This window comes from Pseudomonas sp. Fl5BN2 (assembly GCF_009908205.1).
GTDB lineage: Bacteria > Pseudomonadota > Gammaproteobacteria > Pseudomonadales > Pseudomonadaceae > Aquipseudomonas.
The window spans coordinates 1-17611 of sequence record NZ_JAAARL010000016.1; the positions used below are offsets into that span (position 1 = coordinate 1).

12 protein-coding genes are annotated in these 17611 nt (G+C 58.9%); 10 read left to right on the top strand and 2 right to left on the bottom strand.

Annotated elements, in window-relative coordinates:
- Nucleotides 1–130: 130 nt before the first annotated feature.
- A complete protein-coding gene (locus GV819_RS21570) occupies nt 131–790 on the bottom strand; it encodes a methyltransferase family protein (RefSeq protein ID WP_161758076.1) in 660 nt (219 codons plus the stop codon).
- A gap of 93 nt (nt 791–883) precedes the next feature.
- On the bottom strand, nt 884–1780 hold the full coding sequence (locus GV819_RS21575) for a LysR family transcriptional regulator (protein WP_161758077.1): 897 nt from the start codon (nt 1778–1780) through the stop codon (nt 884–886).
- A gap of 161 nt (nt 1781–1941) precedes the next feature.
- Here GV819_RS21575 and GV819_RS21580 point away from each other — a divergent pair, with 161 nt between their 5' ends.
- The 10 genes from GV819_RS21580 (at nt 1942) to GV819_RS21625 (ending at nt 17564) form a co-directional block, all read left to right on the top strand.
- On the top strand, nt 1942–2583 hold the full coding sequence (locus GV819_RS21580; RefSeq protein ID WP_161758078.1) for a hydrolase: 642 nt from the start codon (nt 1942–1944) through the stop codon (nt 2581–2583).
- Between the two features lie 132 nt (nt 2584–2715).
- Nucleotides 2716–3294: an antibiotic biosynthesis monooxygenase gene (locus GV819_RS21585; RefSeq protein ID WP_161758079.1), complete on the top strand. Its 579-nt coding sequence runs from the start codon at nt 2716–2718 to the stop codon at nt 3292–3294.
- A gap of 52 nt (nt 3295–3346) precedes the next feature.
- Nucleotides 3347–5197, top strand: a complete 1851-nt coding sequence (locus GV819_RS21590; RefSeq protein ID WP_161758080.1) for an amidohydrolase — start codon at nt 3347–3349, stop codon at nt 5195–5197.
- Between the two features lie 443 nt (nt 5198–5640).
- The gene (locus GV819_RS21595) at nt 5641–14850 is read left to right on the top strand and encodes a hemagglutinin repeat-containing protein (RefSeq protein ID WP_161758081.1); all 9210 of its coding nucleotides are present in this window, start codon (nt 5641–5643) and stop codon (nt 14848–14850) included.
- Nucleotides 14851–15231: 381 nt separating this feature from the next.
- Nucleotides 15232–15510, top strand: coding sequence for a hypothetical protein (locus GV819_RS21600; protein ID WP_161758082.1), 279 nt, complete (start codon nt 15232–15234; stop codon nt 15508–15510).
- 47 nt (nt 15511–15557) lie between these two features.
- Entirely contained in the window at nt 15558–15986 is a 429-nt protein-coding gene (locus GV819_RS21605; RefSeq protein WP_368668930.1) for a CdiA family toxin C-terminal domain-containing protein, read from the top strand.
- Nucleotides 15987–16010: 24 nt separating this feature from the next.
- Nucleotides 16011–16376, top strand: a complete 366-nt coding sequence (gene cdiI, locus GV819_RS21610; RefSeq protein WP_161758083.1) for a ribonuclease toxin immunity protein CdiI — start codon at nt 16011–16013, stop codon at nt 16374–16376.
- Between the two features lie 67 nt (nt 16377–16443).
- The gene (locus tag GV819_RS21615; RefSeq protein ID WP_161758084.1) at nt 16444–16824 is read left to right on the top strand and encodes a hypothetical protein; all 381 of its coding nucleotides are present in this window, start codon (nt 16444–16446) and stop codon (nt 16822–16824) included.
- Between the two features lies 1 nt (nt 16825).
- Complete coding sequence (locus GV819_RS21620) at nt 16826–17122, top strand: hypothetical protein (RefSeq protein WP_256667561.1); 297 nt, start codon at nt 16826–16828, stop codon at nt 17120–17122.
- 160 nt (nt 17123–17282) lie between these two features.
- On the top strand, nt 17283–17564 hold the full coding sequence (locus GV819_RS21625) for a hypothetical protein (RefSeq protein ID WP_161758085.1): 282 nt from the start codon (nt 17283–17285) through the stop codon (nt 17562–17564).
- Nucleotides 17565–17611: the final 47 nt, after the last annotated feature.

Below are 17611 nucleotides of genomic sequence, written 5' to 3' on the forward strand. Positions count from 1 at the left end.
ATCCGTGTGCCAAGGTAAGGGGGGGAGGGAGCCAGTGGGGCCCGACACTGCCCCGTCGTCCGCGCTCTGATCCCCGTGCTAGAGCGCTATACCCGGCTAGATGAGGGTGTGTAATTTATTTTACAACGGCTCAATAGAGGCCCGGCAGCAGGCGCCAGCTGCGAGCGCAGTAGTCGTCGTATTCGTCGCCGAAGTAACCGCGCAGCAAGGCTTCCTCGGCGTGAATGCGTGCAATCAGTGGGATCAGGGTCAGTGCCGCCAGCAGCAGCCCCAATCCGGAACGAAACGCCAGGGCCCAGCCCACGGCGTTCACCAGCAAACCCAGGTAGCTGGGGTTGCGCAGGTAGCGGTACAGGCCATCGACCACCAGTCTGTGGTCCGACTGGATGGCCACCAGCCCGCTGAAGCGCCGGCCGAGGATGAACACCGGCCACAGGCGCAGCACACCGCCGAGGATGAACAGCCAGGCACCGAGCCAGCGCAGGCTTTCGTCGCCAAAGGTCCAGAACTCCACGCGGTCGCTGTAGGCCGGGAGGAAGCCGCTCAACAGACCGATCACGGCGAACACCGGCAGCACCCAGCGATTGCCCTGGTCTTCCTGTTCGCCACTGCTCAGGTTGACCTCGCTGAACAGGGAAGCGACCACCATCAGCAGGGTGGCGATGGCGATCAGCGTCAGCGGCAGATGGGCGAAGAAGGCCGCGAAGCCCCCGCGGCCCCAGATCGCCAGGCCAAGGTAGGCGAGGGCGCCGAGAATGCTCGAAACGGCCAACCGGGGAGAGATTTTCATGATGACCTGCGGCGGTATCAGGGGCTTCCCATGAGTGTAGGAGCCCGCTGACGGGCATCCCCGGTCGTTCGTCCGCCAGCGCCGTGGGCCGCTTCAGGTCGGTGTTTTTTCGCTGAGCTGGCTGATCAGGAAGTCAATAAAGGCCCGGGTTTTCTGCGGCACCCGGCGGGCCGAGGGGTAGACCGCATGGATGCTGATCGGCGGTGCCTGCCACTGGCACAGCACCGGCACCAGGCGTCCGGCGGCCAGGGCCTCCTCGACAATGAAGTTGGGCAGCAGGGCGATGCCCATGCCGGCCTCGGCGGCCTGGGCCAGCAAGTCACCGTTGTTGGCATGCAACGGCCCGGTGACGTGGACCCGCTGAGTGTCCTTGCCGTTGCTCAGTTGCAGGCTGACGCCGCTTTGCAGGTAGCCGTAGTTGAGGCACTGGTGGCTGCTCAAGTCCCGTGGCGTCTGTGGGGTGCCGGCGCGTTGCAGGTAGGCCGGTGCGGCGACCATGATCCGTGGCGCCGGGGCCAGCAGCCTGGCAACCATCGACGAGTCGGCCAGGCTGGCGATGCGAATGGTCACGTCGAAGCCGCCACGCACCGGGTCCACCTGCTGGTCGCTGAGCACCAGTTGCAACTCGATGTTCGGCTGCTGCTCGTGGAACAGCGGCACCAGCGGCCCCAGGCGCCGCAAGCCGAAGGACATCGGCGCATTGACCCGCAGGACGCCACGCAGCTCGCCCATGCCATCGCGGGCCCGTTGTTCGGCTTCGTCCAATGCCGCCAGCACTTCCCGCGCCGACTCGTAGTATTCGGCGCCGGCCTCGGTCAGGTGCAGGCTGCGAGTGGTGCGCTGCAGCAGTTGCACGCCGATGGCCTCTTCCAGGGCCTGGATCTGCTTGCTGACCTTGGAGCGCGGTACGTCCATCGAGCGTGCGGCAGCGGCAAAGCCGTTCTGATCCACGGTGACGACGAAAGCGCGCATGCATTCGATACGGTCCATGATTGTCCCTGATTTGGAATCAATGATTCTCGATTCTAGGGAATTGTTCCTGTTTCAGCCATGGCCTAAATTAGCCACCAAGCCGGACGCACAAGGGCGCAAGCGGCGCCATCAGCCGGTCATGTTCGACCCTCACTCTCTGACTGCAAAAGGAACGCGCCATGTCCATTCGTGAACTGCTGAACCCCACCAACTCGGCCCTGATCCTGATCGACCACCAGCCGCAGATGTCCTTCGGCGTACAGTCGATCGATCGCCAGACCCTGAAGAACAACACCGTGGCCCTGGCCAAGACGGCGCAGATCTTCAAGGTGCCGACCATTCTCACCTCGGTGGAAACCGCCAGCTTCAGCGGCTACATCTGGCCGGAGCTGCTGGCGGTGTTCCCGGATCACCAGCCCATCGAGCGCACCTCGATGAACTCCTGGGAAGACCAGAAGCTGGTGGCGGCGGTCAAGGCCACCGGGCGCAAGAAGCTGATCATGGCGGCGCTGTGGACCGAGGTCTGCCTGACCTTTCCGGCCCTGGAAGCCCTGGCCGAAGGCTATGAGGTGTACATCGTCACCGATGCCTCTGGCGGCACCACCCAGGAGGCCCACGACATGTCGGTGCAGCGGATGATCCAGGCCGGTGCAGTGCCGGTGACCTGGCAGCAAGTGCTGCTCGAATACCAGCGCGACTGGGCGCACAAGGACACCTACGACGCGGTGATGGACCTGGTGCGTGAACACAGCGGTGCCTACGGCATGGGCGTGGACTACGCCTACACCATGGTGCACAAGGCGCCTCAGCGTCAGCTGTAAGGCATCGGTTTGTCGGCCAGGGGCGATCAGCCCCCTTTGCCGGCAAGCCAGCTTCTACGCTTGCCCAAGGTTGCACTGTTCCGGATGCCGTCGGTGTCCGGTGTTCCTCCCCCCAGCACTGTGGAGTCATTGATGGATATCCAACTCACCGACGGTGTCGTGACCTTGCTGGTGCGCCACCGGATCAAGCAAGGCCAGGACCAGGCGTACGAAACCTGGCTGCGCCAGATCATCGCCAAGGCCCGCACCTACCCGGGGCACTTGGGGATCGACGTGGTCCGCGGCCACAGCGGTGGCCTGGGACAGTTCACCAGCGTACTGCGCTTTGCCAGCACCGAGCAGTTGCAGCAGTGGCTGGACTCCGCCGATCGTCGAGAACTGGTGGAACAGGCTCGGCACTTGCTGGCCGACGGCGACCAGACCGAAATCAACGCCGACCGGGAGTTCTGGTTCACCCCTCAGGAAGTCGGGGCGCCGACCCCGCCGCCACGCTGGAAACAGGCCTGCGTGACCTTCCTGGTGATCCTGCCGCTGACGTTCCTGGTGCCCCAACTGTGGAAACCGCTGTTTGCCCAACTGCCCTGGCTGGGTGGCTACGTGCAAGCCAACGTGCTGATCACCCTGAGCATCGTGCTGCTGGTGGTCTACGTCTTCATGCCCCGGGTCACCCGCCTGTTCCGTCGTTGGCTGCAACCGCACAGCGCAGCCTGAAACCCTTCGCAACCTAGATTCGAGCCCCACGTCCTTCATTCGGAGTAGTGCCATGAACCACAACGCAATTGCCGACCTGATTCTCTTCAATGGCCGCCTGCACACCGTGGACCGGGCCAAGCCCCGGGCCAGCGCGGTGGCGATCAAGGACGGGCGCTTTCTCGCCGTGGGCAACGATGCCCAGGCCATGGCCCTGCGCGGCAGCACAACCCAGGTCATCGACCTCCAGGGGCGCACGGTGATTCCCGGCCTCAACGACTCGCACCTGCACCTGATCCGTGGTGGCCTCAACTACAACCTGGAGCTGCGCTGGGAAGGCGTGCCGTCGCTGGTGGACGCCTTGCGCCTGCTCAAGGACCAGGCCCAGCGCACCCCGGCGCCGCAGTGGGTGCGGGTGGTGGGGGGCTGGAACGAATTCCAGTTCGCCGAGAAGCGCATGCCGACCCTGGAGGAACTCAACCAGGCGGCCCCGGACACCCCGGTGTTCGTCCTGCACCTGTATGACCGCGCCTTGCTCAACCGTGCCGCGCTGCGGGTGGTGGGCTACGACCGCAACACGCCGAACCCGCCGGGCGGCGAGATCGTCCGCGACGCCAACGGCAACCCCACCGGCATGCTGATCGCCCGGCCCAACGCGATGATTCTGTATGCGACCCTGGCCAAGGGGCCCAAGCTGCCTTTGGAATACCAGGTCAACTCCACCCGCCAGTTCATGCGTGAACTCAACCGCCTGGGGGTCACCAGCGCCATCGATGCCGGCGGCGGCTTCCAGAACTACCCGGACGACTACCAGGTGATCAACGAACTGGCGGCCAAGCAGCAATTGACCGTGCGCATTGCCTACAACCTGTTCACCCAGAAACCCAAGGAAGAGCTGGCGGATTTCAAGCACTGGACCAGCAGCGTCACCTACGGCCAGGGCGACGACTTCCTGCGGCACAACGGGGCAGGGGAGATGCTGGTGTTTTCCGCCGCCGACTTCGAGGACTTCCTCGAACCACGCCCCGACCTGCCGCAGAGCATGGAGCAGGAACTGGAACCGGTGGTGCGCCACTTGGTGGAGCAACGCTGGCCGTTCCGCCTGCACGCCACCTATGACGAATCCATCAGCCGCATGCTCGACGTCTTCGAGAGGGTCGACCGCGACATTCCGTTCAACGGCCTGCCGTGGTTCTTCGACCACGCAGAAACCATCAGCCCGAAAAACATCGAGCGGGTGCGGGCCCTGGGCGGTGGCATTGCGATCCAGGACCGCATGGCGTTCCAGGGCGAGTACTTTGTCGAGCGCTACGGCGCCAAGGCCGCCGAGATGACCCCGCCGATCCAGCGCATGCTCGCCGAAGGCATTCCGGTGGGTGCCGGCACCGACGCCACTCGGGTCTCCAGCTATAACCCCTGGACCTCGCTGTACTGGATGGTCAGCGGCAGGACGGTGGGCGGCCTGGAGCTGTATCCCCAGGGCTTGAGCCGCGACACCGCGCTGGAACTCTATACCCATGGCAGTGCCTGGTTCTCCTCGGAGCAGGGCCAGAAAGGCCAGATCAAGGTTGGGCAACTGGCGGACCTGGTGGCCTTGTCGGCGGACTATTTCAGCGTCGAGGAAGAGGCGATCAAGTGGATCGAATCGTTGCTGACCGTGGTGGATGGCAAGGTGGTGCATGCGGCAGGGGACTTCGCCAAACTGGCCCCGCCGACCTTGCCGGTGACACCCGACTGGTCGCCAGTGGCGAAGGTGCCAGGGCACTGGAAACCCACCTCGCCACTGCTCAACCAGGTGCACCAGTGCAGCGGGCCGTGTGCGGTGCATGCCCATGGCCATGAACGAGCCCGGCACTCGTCGGTGCCGGTGAGTGACTTCCAGGGGTTCTGGGGCGCGTTTGGCTGTTCCTGCTTCGCCTTCTGACCTCAATCCCGCTTGCAGGAGCTGGCTTGCCGGCTCCTGCAGGCCGTTTGTGCTTCTGTTTATCACTGAAATTTATCGAGATTTTTTTCCTGATTATTAGGATCAATCTGATATTTCGTTCGTCGAGGCGAGTCTAGTATCGGCCGCCATCCAGACACCCTCCATCGGTGACTCCTTCGGCAAATTGACGCCAGAATAGTGGCACTTTAATATTGCGCCTTTCGTCTTGACCCTGCTGCCGTCTGAACCACCGAACAGAGTGTTCGCTTGCCCCGAGGATGAGATCGAGCCGGGCTGCACCTCGCCCTGCTGTTTTCGTGGTGGGCGGCTGTAGAGCAACCCTCAAGCAACCCGCGGGCAAGTGCGTCACCGATTGTCTGGGTGACTCCCCCGCTGCTATCCCGTTGCACTTTTATTTGCGCTCTTTACCTGAGAAACATGACATGGATGTTCGTCAGTTTGCCTTCCTGGTCCGTCAGCCCTCGGCTGCCCTGCAATCCCGTGATTCGTTTTGGGGCCTGTCGAAACGCGGGTTGGCGTTCATCCTGGCCAACGTGATGTTCTGGCAGCCCGTGGTGGCCATGGCCGACGGCATCGTGGTCAACGGTGGCGGCACCACCCTCGGCCAGGCCGGCAATGGCGTGCCCATCGTCAACATCGCCACGCCCAATGGCAGTGGCCTGTCGCACAACCAGTTCAGCGACTACAACGTTGGCCAGCAGGGCGTAATCCTCAACAACGCCACCAACCGTACCCAGCAAACCCAGCTTGGCGGGATCATCCTCGGCAACCCCAACCTGGGCGGTCGGGCGGCCAACATAATCCTCAACGAGGTCAACGGCGGCAGCCCCAGCCAGCTCAAGGGCTACACCGAAGTGGCCGGGCAGTCGGCCCATGTGATTGTCGCCAACCCTTATGGCGTGACCTGCAACGGCTGCGGCTTTATCAACACCCCCAAGGCCACCCTGACCACCGGCAAGCCGGTGATCGAGAATGGCCAGCTCCAGCGTTATCAGGTGGACCAGGGCAGCGTCGCCATCGAAGGCGCGGGGCTGAACGCGAACAATATCGACCAGTTCGAAATCATCACCCGCAGCGCCAGGATCAATGCCGAGATCCAGGCCAAGCACCTGGCGGTGATCGCCGGGGCCAACGACGTTGACGCCCAGACCCTCAAGGCCACGGCGCGGGCGGCCAACCCGGCGGATGCGCCGCAGCTGGCCATCGATTCCTCGGCCCTGGGCGGCATGTACGCCGGGGCCATCAAGCTGGTGGGCACCGAAGCCGGGGTCGGGGTGAAACTCGACGGCAAGATGATCGCCAGCGGTGGTGATATCCAACTCGACGCCAATGGCCAGTTGCGCATGGCCGAGGCGAGCGCCGAGAAAGGCGCGGTGGCGATCAAGTCCCAAAGCCTAGACGCCCAGGGCGCGGTATTCGCCGGGACCGATCTCGAGGTGCAGACCCAGGGCGACCTGAACAACCACAGCACCCTGGCAGCGGCCAACAGCGTCAACCTCAGCAGCGGCGGGCAACTGAACAACCACGGGATCATCGAGGCCGGGGTCAACTTCGACAACAGCCGCAACCCCAATGGCGATGTCACGCTGAGCGCGAAGAGCCTCAACAACAGCGGCAAGAGCGTGGTGGCCAGCCGTGATCTGACGGTTACGGCCAAGCAGACCCTGAACAACCAGGGCGGCACCCTGAGCGGGCAACGCCAGGTGACGGTCAGCGCCGGGACCCTGGACAACCAGAACAAGGGCAAGCTGCTCAGCGCCGAGCGCCTGCAACTCAATGCCGATCAGGTGCTCAACGGCCAGGGTGGCCTGATCAAGAGCCAGCAGTCCCTCAATGCCACCCTGGGCCACCTGGGCAACAGCGGCGGCGAACTGTCGAGCCAGGGCAGCAGCACCCTGGTGCTGGCCGGGCTGGACAACCTCACCGGCGTGGTACTGGCGCAACAGACCCTGACCATCACCGGCAGCGCTGAGCTGGACAACCAGGGCGGGTTGCTGTCGGGCTGGCAGGGCCTGACCCTCAAGGGCATCGGCCTGAACAACAGCAACAAAGGCACCGTCTCCAGCCTCAAGGGCGGTGTCGACATTACCCTCAGCAACGCCTTGAACAACCGCCAGGGCGGTGGCCTGGTCAGCCAGCAGGCCCTGGACGTCAAGGCCGCGAGCCTCGACAACAGCCTCAAGGGCATGATCTCCAGCGCGGGTGCACAGGGCCTCAAACTCAGCGAGCGGTTGGACAACAGCCAGGGCGGCTCGATCGACAGCGCCGCCACCCTGACCCTGCAGGCCATGGCCCTGGGCAACCAGGGCGGCACAGTCAACGCCACCGGCGATCTGGAATTCATTGGTGGTGATCTGGACAACAGCCACGGCACCTTCACTGGCAAGCAGGGCGTCACCCTCGACCTGCTGGGACACTTGATCAACAACCAGGGCACGCTGTCTGCCGCCGGCCCCTTGCTGCTCAAGCGCAGCACTAAGGTTGAGAACCAGGGAGGCGAACTCTCCAGCCAGCAGTGGCTGCGGCTGTTCACCGAGCACTTGGACAACCGGCAGAAGGGCCGGGTCGCGGCCAATGATTCAGTGTTGATCAGCGCCAGTGGCGAAGTGCAGAACAGCGATGGCGGGGAGATCCTCAGCCGCGAAGCCGACCTGCAACTCAATGCCGAGCGCCTGGATAACGCCAAGGGCCTGCTGCAGGCCAAGACCAACCTGGGCCTCGATGTGGCGGCCGACGCCGGCAACCAAGGCGGGCAAGTGATTGCCCAGCAGGGCGACCTGACGCTCAAGGCGGCCCACCTCGACAACCGCGCGGGCAAGGTCTCGGCCCTCAGCGGCGGCGCCACCCTGGAAACCGCCGCCGATGGCCGCCTCGACAATCGCGACGGCGCGCTCTTCGCCCAGCAGGCGCTGCATATCAGCGCCAAGGACCTGGACAACAGCGCCGGCCAGATCAGCGCCCGGCAGATCGAGCTGGAACTGGCTGGTGCCCTGGACAACCGCCAGGGCCTGATCGAAAGCCGCAGCACCCTGGCCACCGCCGCCGCCAGCCTGGACAACCAGCGCGGGCAACTGCGGGCCCTGGGTCTGGCGAGCAAAACCCGCTTCGATATCGGCGGCACTTTCGACAACCGCGACGGCTTCCTGGAAACCGCCAACCATGACCTGGCCTTCGACGCCGGCGGCTTCAACAACCGTGGCGGCAGCCTGCTGCACAGCGGCAGTGGCGTGTTCGGCATCTCCATGGCCAACCTCGAAGACGTCGGCGGCCGCCTGAAGACCGCGGGCCAACTGACCCTGGAAGCCGAGCGCTGGACCAACAGCAGCTCGATCCAGGCCGAGCAACTGACAGTCAACGTCGACCACCTGACCCAGACCGCCGATGGCCAGCTCCTGGCGGGTAACGGCCTGATCGGCAGCGGCAGCCACTGGAGCAACGACGGCCTGATCGGCAGTGACGCCGCGATCAGTGTTGACCTGAGTGGCAACTACGCCGGCAAGGGTCGCCTGAGCAGTATTGGCCAACTGGATCTGCACGCCGCTCAACTGGACCTGACCGACAGCGCCAGCATCGCCGGTGGCGGCAACACCCGCATCAACATCGATGGCGCGCTGAACAGCGCCGGACGCATCACCGGCAACCAGAACCTGCACCTCACCGCCACCAGCATCAACAACCGCGGCACCCTGGGCAGTGGTGATGACCTGACCCTCACTGCCGCCACCCTGGTCAATGACCAAGGCCTGATCTCCAGCGGCGGCAACCTGCAACTGCTGACCACGAGCTTCACCAACCGCTACGCCCAGGTGTACAGCCTGGGCAGCGCACTGATTGCCAAGGACAACCAGCAAACCAAGGCCGACCTGCTGGACAACCGCTCGGGAGATATCGAAAGCCTCGGCAAGCTGACCATCGCCGCCACCACCGTCAACAACGTCATGGACGTGCTGCAGTACATCGAGCACGAAAAAAGTGCCGCCGGCATCACCCGCCTGTCCTGCAACATGATTCCCGGTGCCGGCTGCGACGACCGCGGCGGCGGCCGCATCAACGGCCTGTGGGAACTCGCCGAAACCGACCGCCTGCGGGTGACCAACAGCAGCGCCGCCGCCAGCCTCAACAGCGGCGCCGACCTGCAGATCGACACCCAGGTACTGACCAACACCAGCAGCCTGATCACCGCGGCCGGCGACATCAACGTCAAGGCCGAGACCGTCCACAATCAGGGCTTGCAACCCCAGGAAATCACCACCCTGCGGCGCTACTGGAGCTTCGTCAACGAAACCGGCAACGCCGCCGCCCATGCCGCCGCCTTCAACGCCCGCAACAACCCGACTCCGTCTGCCAGCTTTGCCTCCGACCTCAGCGCCTTTATCGGCTGGACCGGGGTGATGCTGGGCTCCAGCAGCAAAGTGGTGGATGGCGACCAATCCTTCGCCGCCACCATCCAGGCCGGTGGTAAGGTCAACCTCAAGGCTGACAAAACCCTCGACAACAGCGTGATCCGCTCCTTCTACGAGTACGTCGGCGCCGGCAAGACCCTGACCGACACCGGCATTGGCAACGGCTACTCGACGCCGATCCGGATCAACCCGCAACTGCCCCCGGAATTGGCCCAGCAACAGGTCAACCCGCTGGTACTGCCGGGCTTCACCCTGCCCACCAGCGGCAACGGCCTGTTCCGCCTTAGCGGCCAGGGCAGCAGCACCGCACAAGCCCCGACCCCGGCACAGATCGCCGGCCTGCCGGACGCCGCGAGCCTGTCCCGGCCGCACAAATACCTGGTGGAAACCAATCCGGCGCTGACCAACCTCAAGCAATTCATGAGCTCGGACTACCTGCTGTCCAACCTCGGCTACAACCCCGAGGAGAGCACCAAGCGCCTGGGTGATGGTTTCTACGAACAGAAACTGATCCAGCAAGCCATGGTGGCCCGCACCGGCCAGCGCTTTATCGATGGCCAGGACAGCAACGAAAAACTCTTCAAGCACCTGATGGACAACGCCATCCAGAGCAAGCAACAGCTTGAGCTGGCGGTGGGCGTGACCCTGACCTCCGAACAAGTCGCCGCCCTGACCCACGACATCGTCTGGCTGGAAAGCCATGAAGTGAATGGCGAACAAGTGCTGGTGCCGGTGCTGTACCTGGCGCACTCCAACAACCGATTGGCTCCGAATGGCGCGCTGATCGCGGGCAAGGACGTGAGCCTGATAGCCGGCAAGGATCTGAACAACGTCGGCACCTTGCGTGCGGCCAATGACCTGTCGGCGGTGGCGGGGGAGAACCTGGTCAATAGTGGGTTGGCGGAGGCGGGCAAGGGCCTGAATCTGACGGCAGGCAAGGATCTGCTGAACAAGGCCGGTGGTGTTATCGCTGGGCGTGATGTGGCCTTGACGGCAACTGATGGAAACGTGGTTAACGAACGCACTTTGACCTCGCACCAAAGCAACAAAGGGCCCTACGCGCAGCAGCGGGATTTTGTCGACAGTGCTGCACGGGTTGAGGCCGCGAACAACCTCGCCATCAGTGCAGGACGCGATTTCAATAACAGTGCGGGAGTCCTAAAGAGCGCCGCTGATACCCACATCACCGCTGGCCGCGATGTCAGCCTGACGGCTGTGGAGCAGGTGGTCGGCAACCAGTTGAACGCCAACTACCGTGACAAAAGTGTCACCCAGCATGGTTCGACGCTTGAGGCAGGTCGCGATCTGTCCATCAGTGCCGGTCGCGATATCACGGCAATTGCCAGCCAGATTGAGGCCAAGCGTGACGTGTCGATGTCGGCCAAAGAAAACCTGACATTGGCCTCTGCGGCGAATGAGCAGCACTGGTTCAGCCAGACCAAGAGCTTCAAGGGGCAGGAGGATCATGTTCAGCAGGTGGCTACCACTGTGGTCGCTGGCGGCAATGTGGCGCTCAAGGCCGGTGAGGATCTTCAACTGACGGCCAGCCGAGTGACGGCAGGGGATGAGGCGTATCTCTATGCGGGCAACGATCTGAGCCTCAATACTGCAGAGAACAGCGACTACTCCTACTACTCCAAGACCAAGAAAGGTTCATGGGGCAAGAAGAAGTCGACGATGACCGAAAGTGGCAGCGAGGAGGCCGTGTCCTCGGTCATTCAAGCCACAGGCAAAACCACCGTCGTTGCCGCCAATGACATCAATATCAGCGGTTCCACGGTGAACAGTGACAAAGGTGATCTGTCTGTTCTCGCCGGTCACGATATCAACCTGGACGCGGCACAGAACAGCCAGTTCAGCGCTTCAGCGAAATCCAAGTCGGGCGGGTTCGGCCTGTCCAGCATGAGCAAGAAGAGTGCGGATTCGTCGAGTAGCACTTCGCTAACGGGGTCGACCCTCAGCGGTAACACCACGCTGGTACAGGCCGGGAATGACCTGCTGGTGTCTGCCAGTAATGTGGTGTCCACCGAGCAGACCAACCTCCAGGCGGGCAAGGACATCCGCATCGAAAGCGGCATCGAGACCTTCAGCTCGCAGCACAGTCAGTCCACCAGCAAGTCCGGTCTGATGAGTTCCGGCGGGATTGGCGTCACCTTGGGCTCGTCGACGAACAGCTTCAAGCAAGACACCCAGGGCCAGACCGAGAAGGGCAGCACGGTCGGCAGTGTGCTGGGCAACGTAGTGGTCACAGCCGGCAAGGACCTGACGGTCAAAGCCTCGGATGTAGTGGCGGGTAAGGACATCAGCCTGATCGGGCAGAACGTCAGCATCCTCGACGCCGAGAGCAAGAGCAGTACCAGTAGCCGTCAGGAGAGCAAAAAAAGCGGCTTGACCCTGGCCTTGTCAGGGGCTGTGGGATCGGCGGTGAACACTGCGGTACAGACTGCGCAGGACGCCCGGAAGGAAGATGACAGCCGCCTGGCGGCGTTGCAGGGGATTAAAGCCGGATTGTCCGGCTACCAGGCGTGGCAGGGAGCGCAGGCAGTTGAAGCCGGCGCGCAAGAGGGGAGTTTTTTTGGGATTGCCTTGTCTCTGGGAACGCAGAAATCCAGTTCCAAACAGGTGCAGGAACAGAGCCTCAGCCAGGGCAGTAGCCTGACCGCAGGTAACGATTTACGGGTCATTGCCACCGGCGGCGGCCAGTCCGGTATCGGTGGTGACCTGTCGGTGATCGGCGGGAAGCTGCAGGCGGGCCACGATGTGTTGCTATCGGCTGCACGCGATATCGACCTAAGGGCCGGGGCCAATACCCAGAAGCTCGATGGATCGAACAAGAGCGGCGGCGGTGCCATCGGCATCAGCCTGGGAGTGGGATCCGGTGGTGGTGGCCTATCGGTTTTCGCCAATGCTAATAGCGGTGTCGGCAAGGAGAAGGGCAATGGCACCTCCTGGACTGAAACCACCGTCAATGCGGGTAACCAGCTGACACTGAACAGCGGCCGAGACACAACCTTGGAAGGTGCACAGGCCAATGCGCAGAAAGTGGTGGCCGATATCGGCCGCAACCTGACCCTCACCAGCCTGCAGGACAGTGATCGCTTCGACTCCAAGCAGACCAACGTCAGTGGCGGTGTGAGCTACGCAATCATCGGCAGTGGCAGTAGTGCTTCGATGAGTGTCAGCCAGGACAAGATCAAGTCCAGGTTCGACAGCGTGCAGGAACAGACGGGGTTGTTCGCTGGTAAGGACGGTTATCAGGTCACCGTGGGCGAGCACACCCAGCTCAATGGCAGCGTGCTTGCCAGTACCTCAAATGCTGACAAGAACAAACTCGACACGGGCACGCTGGGGTGGTCCGACATTCGCAACAAGGCCGACTTCAGCAGCCAGCATCAGAGCGTAAGTGGCGGCACTGGTGGCGATCTGGGCTCGATGTTCATGGGCAATATGGGCAGCCTGCTCTTGGTGGGGAGCAACAACAGTGGGCATGACAGCAGCAGCACTTACGCCGCTGTTTCTGATGGACAGATCACAGTCCGCAATCCGGACAAACAGCAGCAGGATGTGGCAACCCTCAGTCGCGACGTGGAACACGCGAATAATGCCCTGAGCCCGATTTTCGATAAGGAAAAAGAGCAGAAACGCCTGCGTCAGGCGCAGCTGATTGGCGATATCGGCAATCAGGCGATGGATATCATTCGGACTCAGGGCTCCATCGAGGCGGCCAAGGCTCAGAAAGATCCGCAGATGCTTGAGGCGGCCCGACAGAAGCTGGTTAGGGAAGGCAATCTCTCCCCAACGGGTGAGCAGCTTGCGAAGCAGGTCAACGAGACCGTAATGGAACAATACGGTACCGGCAGCAACCTCCAGCGTGCGGCGCAGGCCGTGACGGCAGCGGTACAAGGACTGGCGGGGGGCAATTTCAGCCAGGCGTTGGTGGGCGCATCGGCCCCTTATCTGGCTGGGCTGATCAAGGAAAGTATTCCCGACAATCTTGAAGCCCGAGTTATGGCTCACGCGGTTCTTGGTGCCGTATTGGCCAAGTCGCAAGAGAACTCTGCTTTGGCCGGTGCGGCTGGGGCCAGTATCGGAGAGCTAGTCGCTACCAAGCTGTTCCCGAACAAATCCGTTGATCAACTGACAGAGGCCGAAAGGCAGCAGATTTCGGCGCTATCGACATTGGCCGGTGGCTTACTGGGCGGGTTGGTTGGCGGCGACTTTGCCAATGCCGTGGCCGGTGGTGAAACCGCCAAGAATGCTGCTGAGAACAATGCCATGGGCATGGAGGTTGGTACTAACCTCGCGCTTTGGTTATCCAATAACAAAGACTGTGACATCGAGTGCAAAGGCAAGATTGCGCAGCAAGGAGCTAGCGGTGGTCTAGTACTTTCTGCTGCTATGTTGGCGGCTGTAACCGCCACTGCAGCGACTCCTGAAGTCATTGCTCTTGCCCGTGCTTCCATGGCTGGTTGCAAGGCTAATCCGGTACTGTGCGTTAACGAAGTCAATATTTGGTTGGCCGAGTTTGTGGCGAGTGAGGCACTACCAGCAGGATTGGTCGCCGGTGGAGCGGCCAAACTGACGGCGGAGCAGCTCAGCGACGTCCGAGCATTGATGGAGCTACAAAAGCAGACTGGGAAGTCGGTGAGTTCCGAGGCGTTGTCTGTTGTTTTGGGGAAAACAACTGGAAATCCTGCTGCTCCTACACTGGCCGGGAAGGGTGGGAGTATTGATGGTTTATCGACCTCAGAAAAAACTTTAGGTGGCGCGGGTGGTAGTTGGAAAGTTATAGATGAGGTAATGGATCCTTCTGTAGTAAAGCAAGTTAATAGCCTTAGTTGCGGGCAAGCCTGTGTTGAAATGATGCTCGGGGATCGCAAAATTAATGCTTCTCAAAGTATTATTTCAAAGCTTGCGGGTGACGGAGCAACTTATGAGACACAGTTGGCCTCTGTACTGAATAAACTAGACTCTTCTGGCTCTCGTAAGTGGGTTGGGTCTGGTGTTGATGCAGACGATATTGGAACGTTTCATGGGCTGAGTTCAACAGGGGCGTGGGCTGCTCAGCTTTGGGAGAGAGGTAGTAAAATTGGACATTGGGTTGTGGTAGATGGTTTGGATGGCGGCGGGCGTGTGATGATTCGTGATCCATGGAAGGGGACTAGCTACAAAATGGATATGAAAGAATTTCAGGGGACGTGGAATGGTTATTCAATCTGGGGGCAGTAGATTATGAAATTAATGGTTGTTAGTTGCGAGGCAAGAAATAAAGGGGTGTACTCGTTTTTTCTAAAGTATGGGGAGCAACTATTTTTGGAGGAGGTAAAGGTGTGTCAAGGTGTCGTGCTATATGTTGAATATGGATTGGGGCTTCAGAGAATATTGCATAAAAATGCAGAGAGTGTGAAAAATATGCATCGATTAGTATTTGAGATTTATCGGGGGGGGGATGTGGTTTTTCCTTTTTATGTTGGTGATTTTTAGTTAGGCAAAGATCTAATTTATGTTGGTTAGAATAATGAAGTAGTCGAGTTCAGGAGTACGGCGGAATCTAGGCGCCAGATTCAGAGCGCCAGCGGTACCAGTTCATCGGCAATCTCCAACGGCACCTTGGAGATTCGTGACCCAGGCCAGCAGAATAAGGACGTCGCTACCCTGAGCCGCGACGTCGAACACGCCAATGGCAATTTCAGCCAGGCGTTGGTGGGCGCATCGGCCCCTTATCTGGCTGGGCTGATCAAGGAAAGTATCACCGACAATCTTGAAGCCCGAGTCATGGCTCACGCGGTTCTTGGTGCCGTATTGGCCAAGTCGCAAGAGAACTCTGAGTTTTTGAAAAATAGGGGCGCGTTTGATTCTGCTGACTGGCTTGATATTTACAAAGGCTAATCGCTGCAAAAGGGGCGACTACATTTCCTGATGGGATTAGTTTCCGAATTGATCAGCCTAAACATCTAGCGACTGTTGATGGATTTACGCAGGAAACTGGGGTTTCAGGTGGACATAATGCTGATGCGTTTTATAGTTTAGTAAAAGACAAAGGTATAAATATTGTAAGTGAAACACCTACAGGTGTTAAGGGAATTACTCATGTTGAGTACAAAGTGCCTGCTAAAGATGCATCAGGGAATTTTACTGGAGGTTATAAAGGTAATGGTTCGAAGCCATTTGAAAAGACAATTTATGATCCTAAGATTTTTACAGATCAGAAAATATTAGAATTAGGTCAACAAGCCGCCGCTAGTGGTTATAAAACGGCTATGGCAACTCCTAATGGAGTTACTAACGTTGCTGCTGGTGGTGTTGGTTTTAGAGTATATGTCGATAAAGCGACTGGTGTAGTAAGAGATTTTCATCCCAACTAATAGCGGAGGATTAATAAAATACATATGAGTGAGAATTTATTTGATATGTCAGATGTTTGTTCTGGGCTGAATGAGATTATAGTAGGTTATTTTAATATTATGCACTCTGATGATAGATTTTTAGATGCCACAGAAAATATTATTCAAAAAGAGTCATTTATGCTTGATGGTGTATATTGTTTTTTCCCAGACATGAGTAGTTGTGAGAAGGAGGAGCATTTTGAAGGAGTTCAGTTTGCTGTTGGCTATCCTCCAACGGAAGATGATATCGTCACAGTTAATGAGGAAACCTGTTATCACTACGTCAGGCTCGCCTGTGAAAGGTATCTAAAATTTCATCCGGAAGATACTGATAAAGTTAATGAGTTACTGGAAAATATACCTACGTAAGCGCGACGGTGGTATTTGTTGGTTGTATTTTAATAAGCATATTAATAATTAATTCTTCTTATCGTTTTTGGGTTTAGTATTTTTAAGTGTAGCGGCAAAAGGAACATTTACACCTAAAGATTTCCCTGAAGTTTCTGCGGAAATTAGTCGCCAGAAACAGTTAAGACATCTAGAGGGAACCCCTCAACTGGCTGAGCGAGGTAAAGGGGGGGATTTGAGCAATGCCGCTGATGCGCAGAAAGTTTTAGATGCTTACCGCTCTGGTAATGCAGTTATTTTAGGTAAAAATGCCCAGGGTTTTCCTGTAGTTCGAGTTGATGGAGTCACTGGAACGAATGTAAATATTGGCGCGGGGATAAGCAGCCAGCCGAAAAATGTTTTCGTAATCAAAGGAACGAAAAACCCAAGCATTGTTCCTACAAGCCCGAATCCTAAATTGGTGGAATGATATGAGTATGGTTATTAGGAATCAAATAATTATCGCATTGATGCAAGCTTTGTTAGGGGCGATCTCTTCTAACTTTAGAGCTGTTTTAATTGACTTTTCGCAAGGGTTGGATGTCAGGTTTTTCTTGGAGCAGGATTTGATTGAGGATACTGACGAGATAGATGATGTAATCACGGAGTTTGACTCGCTCATAATGGGGATTAAGGCATTGCCAGTAAAATATAGTATTGAGGTTGGTGGTGGCAGGATGGACTTTTCTGGTGATAGTGTGATTCCAGTTTATATTAGACGCGAATAACTGCGGCAAAAGAGACCGCGAAAAATCTAGTCTCAGGGGAAACTAAGGTTGTAAGTATTGATAGGTCAGCGGCTAATGATGCTAACTTTATGTTGGCATTAACTTCAGCAAAGAAAGGGTCTGTAGTTAGGGGGCTTTAGAGGAGCACGAGTTTAAACAGGTGTCTGATATCGTTTCATTTAGAGGTGGTGAGTTTAAGGGGGGCGATACACCTAGCTTTGCGGGCATTGATGGCTGGCTTGATGGTGTTTCTGTTCAACTTAAGACAATCAAAGAGGCTAGTATAAATTCGGTTAGAAGAAATATTCTTAGTGGTGCTGAGGATGTGGCTAAAGCTGGGTATAAGGGGGGCTTGTATATTGATGCAGCTAGTGCAGGAGTGTCCATGGAGAAAATGTTAAGTCACTTTAAGTCGGGGGGCAGTCTCAAATGTTGTTGGTGAGGGGCGGTGAGTAATATTTATATAAGACTCAGGATGGCTGGATGAAT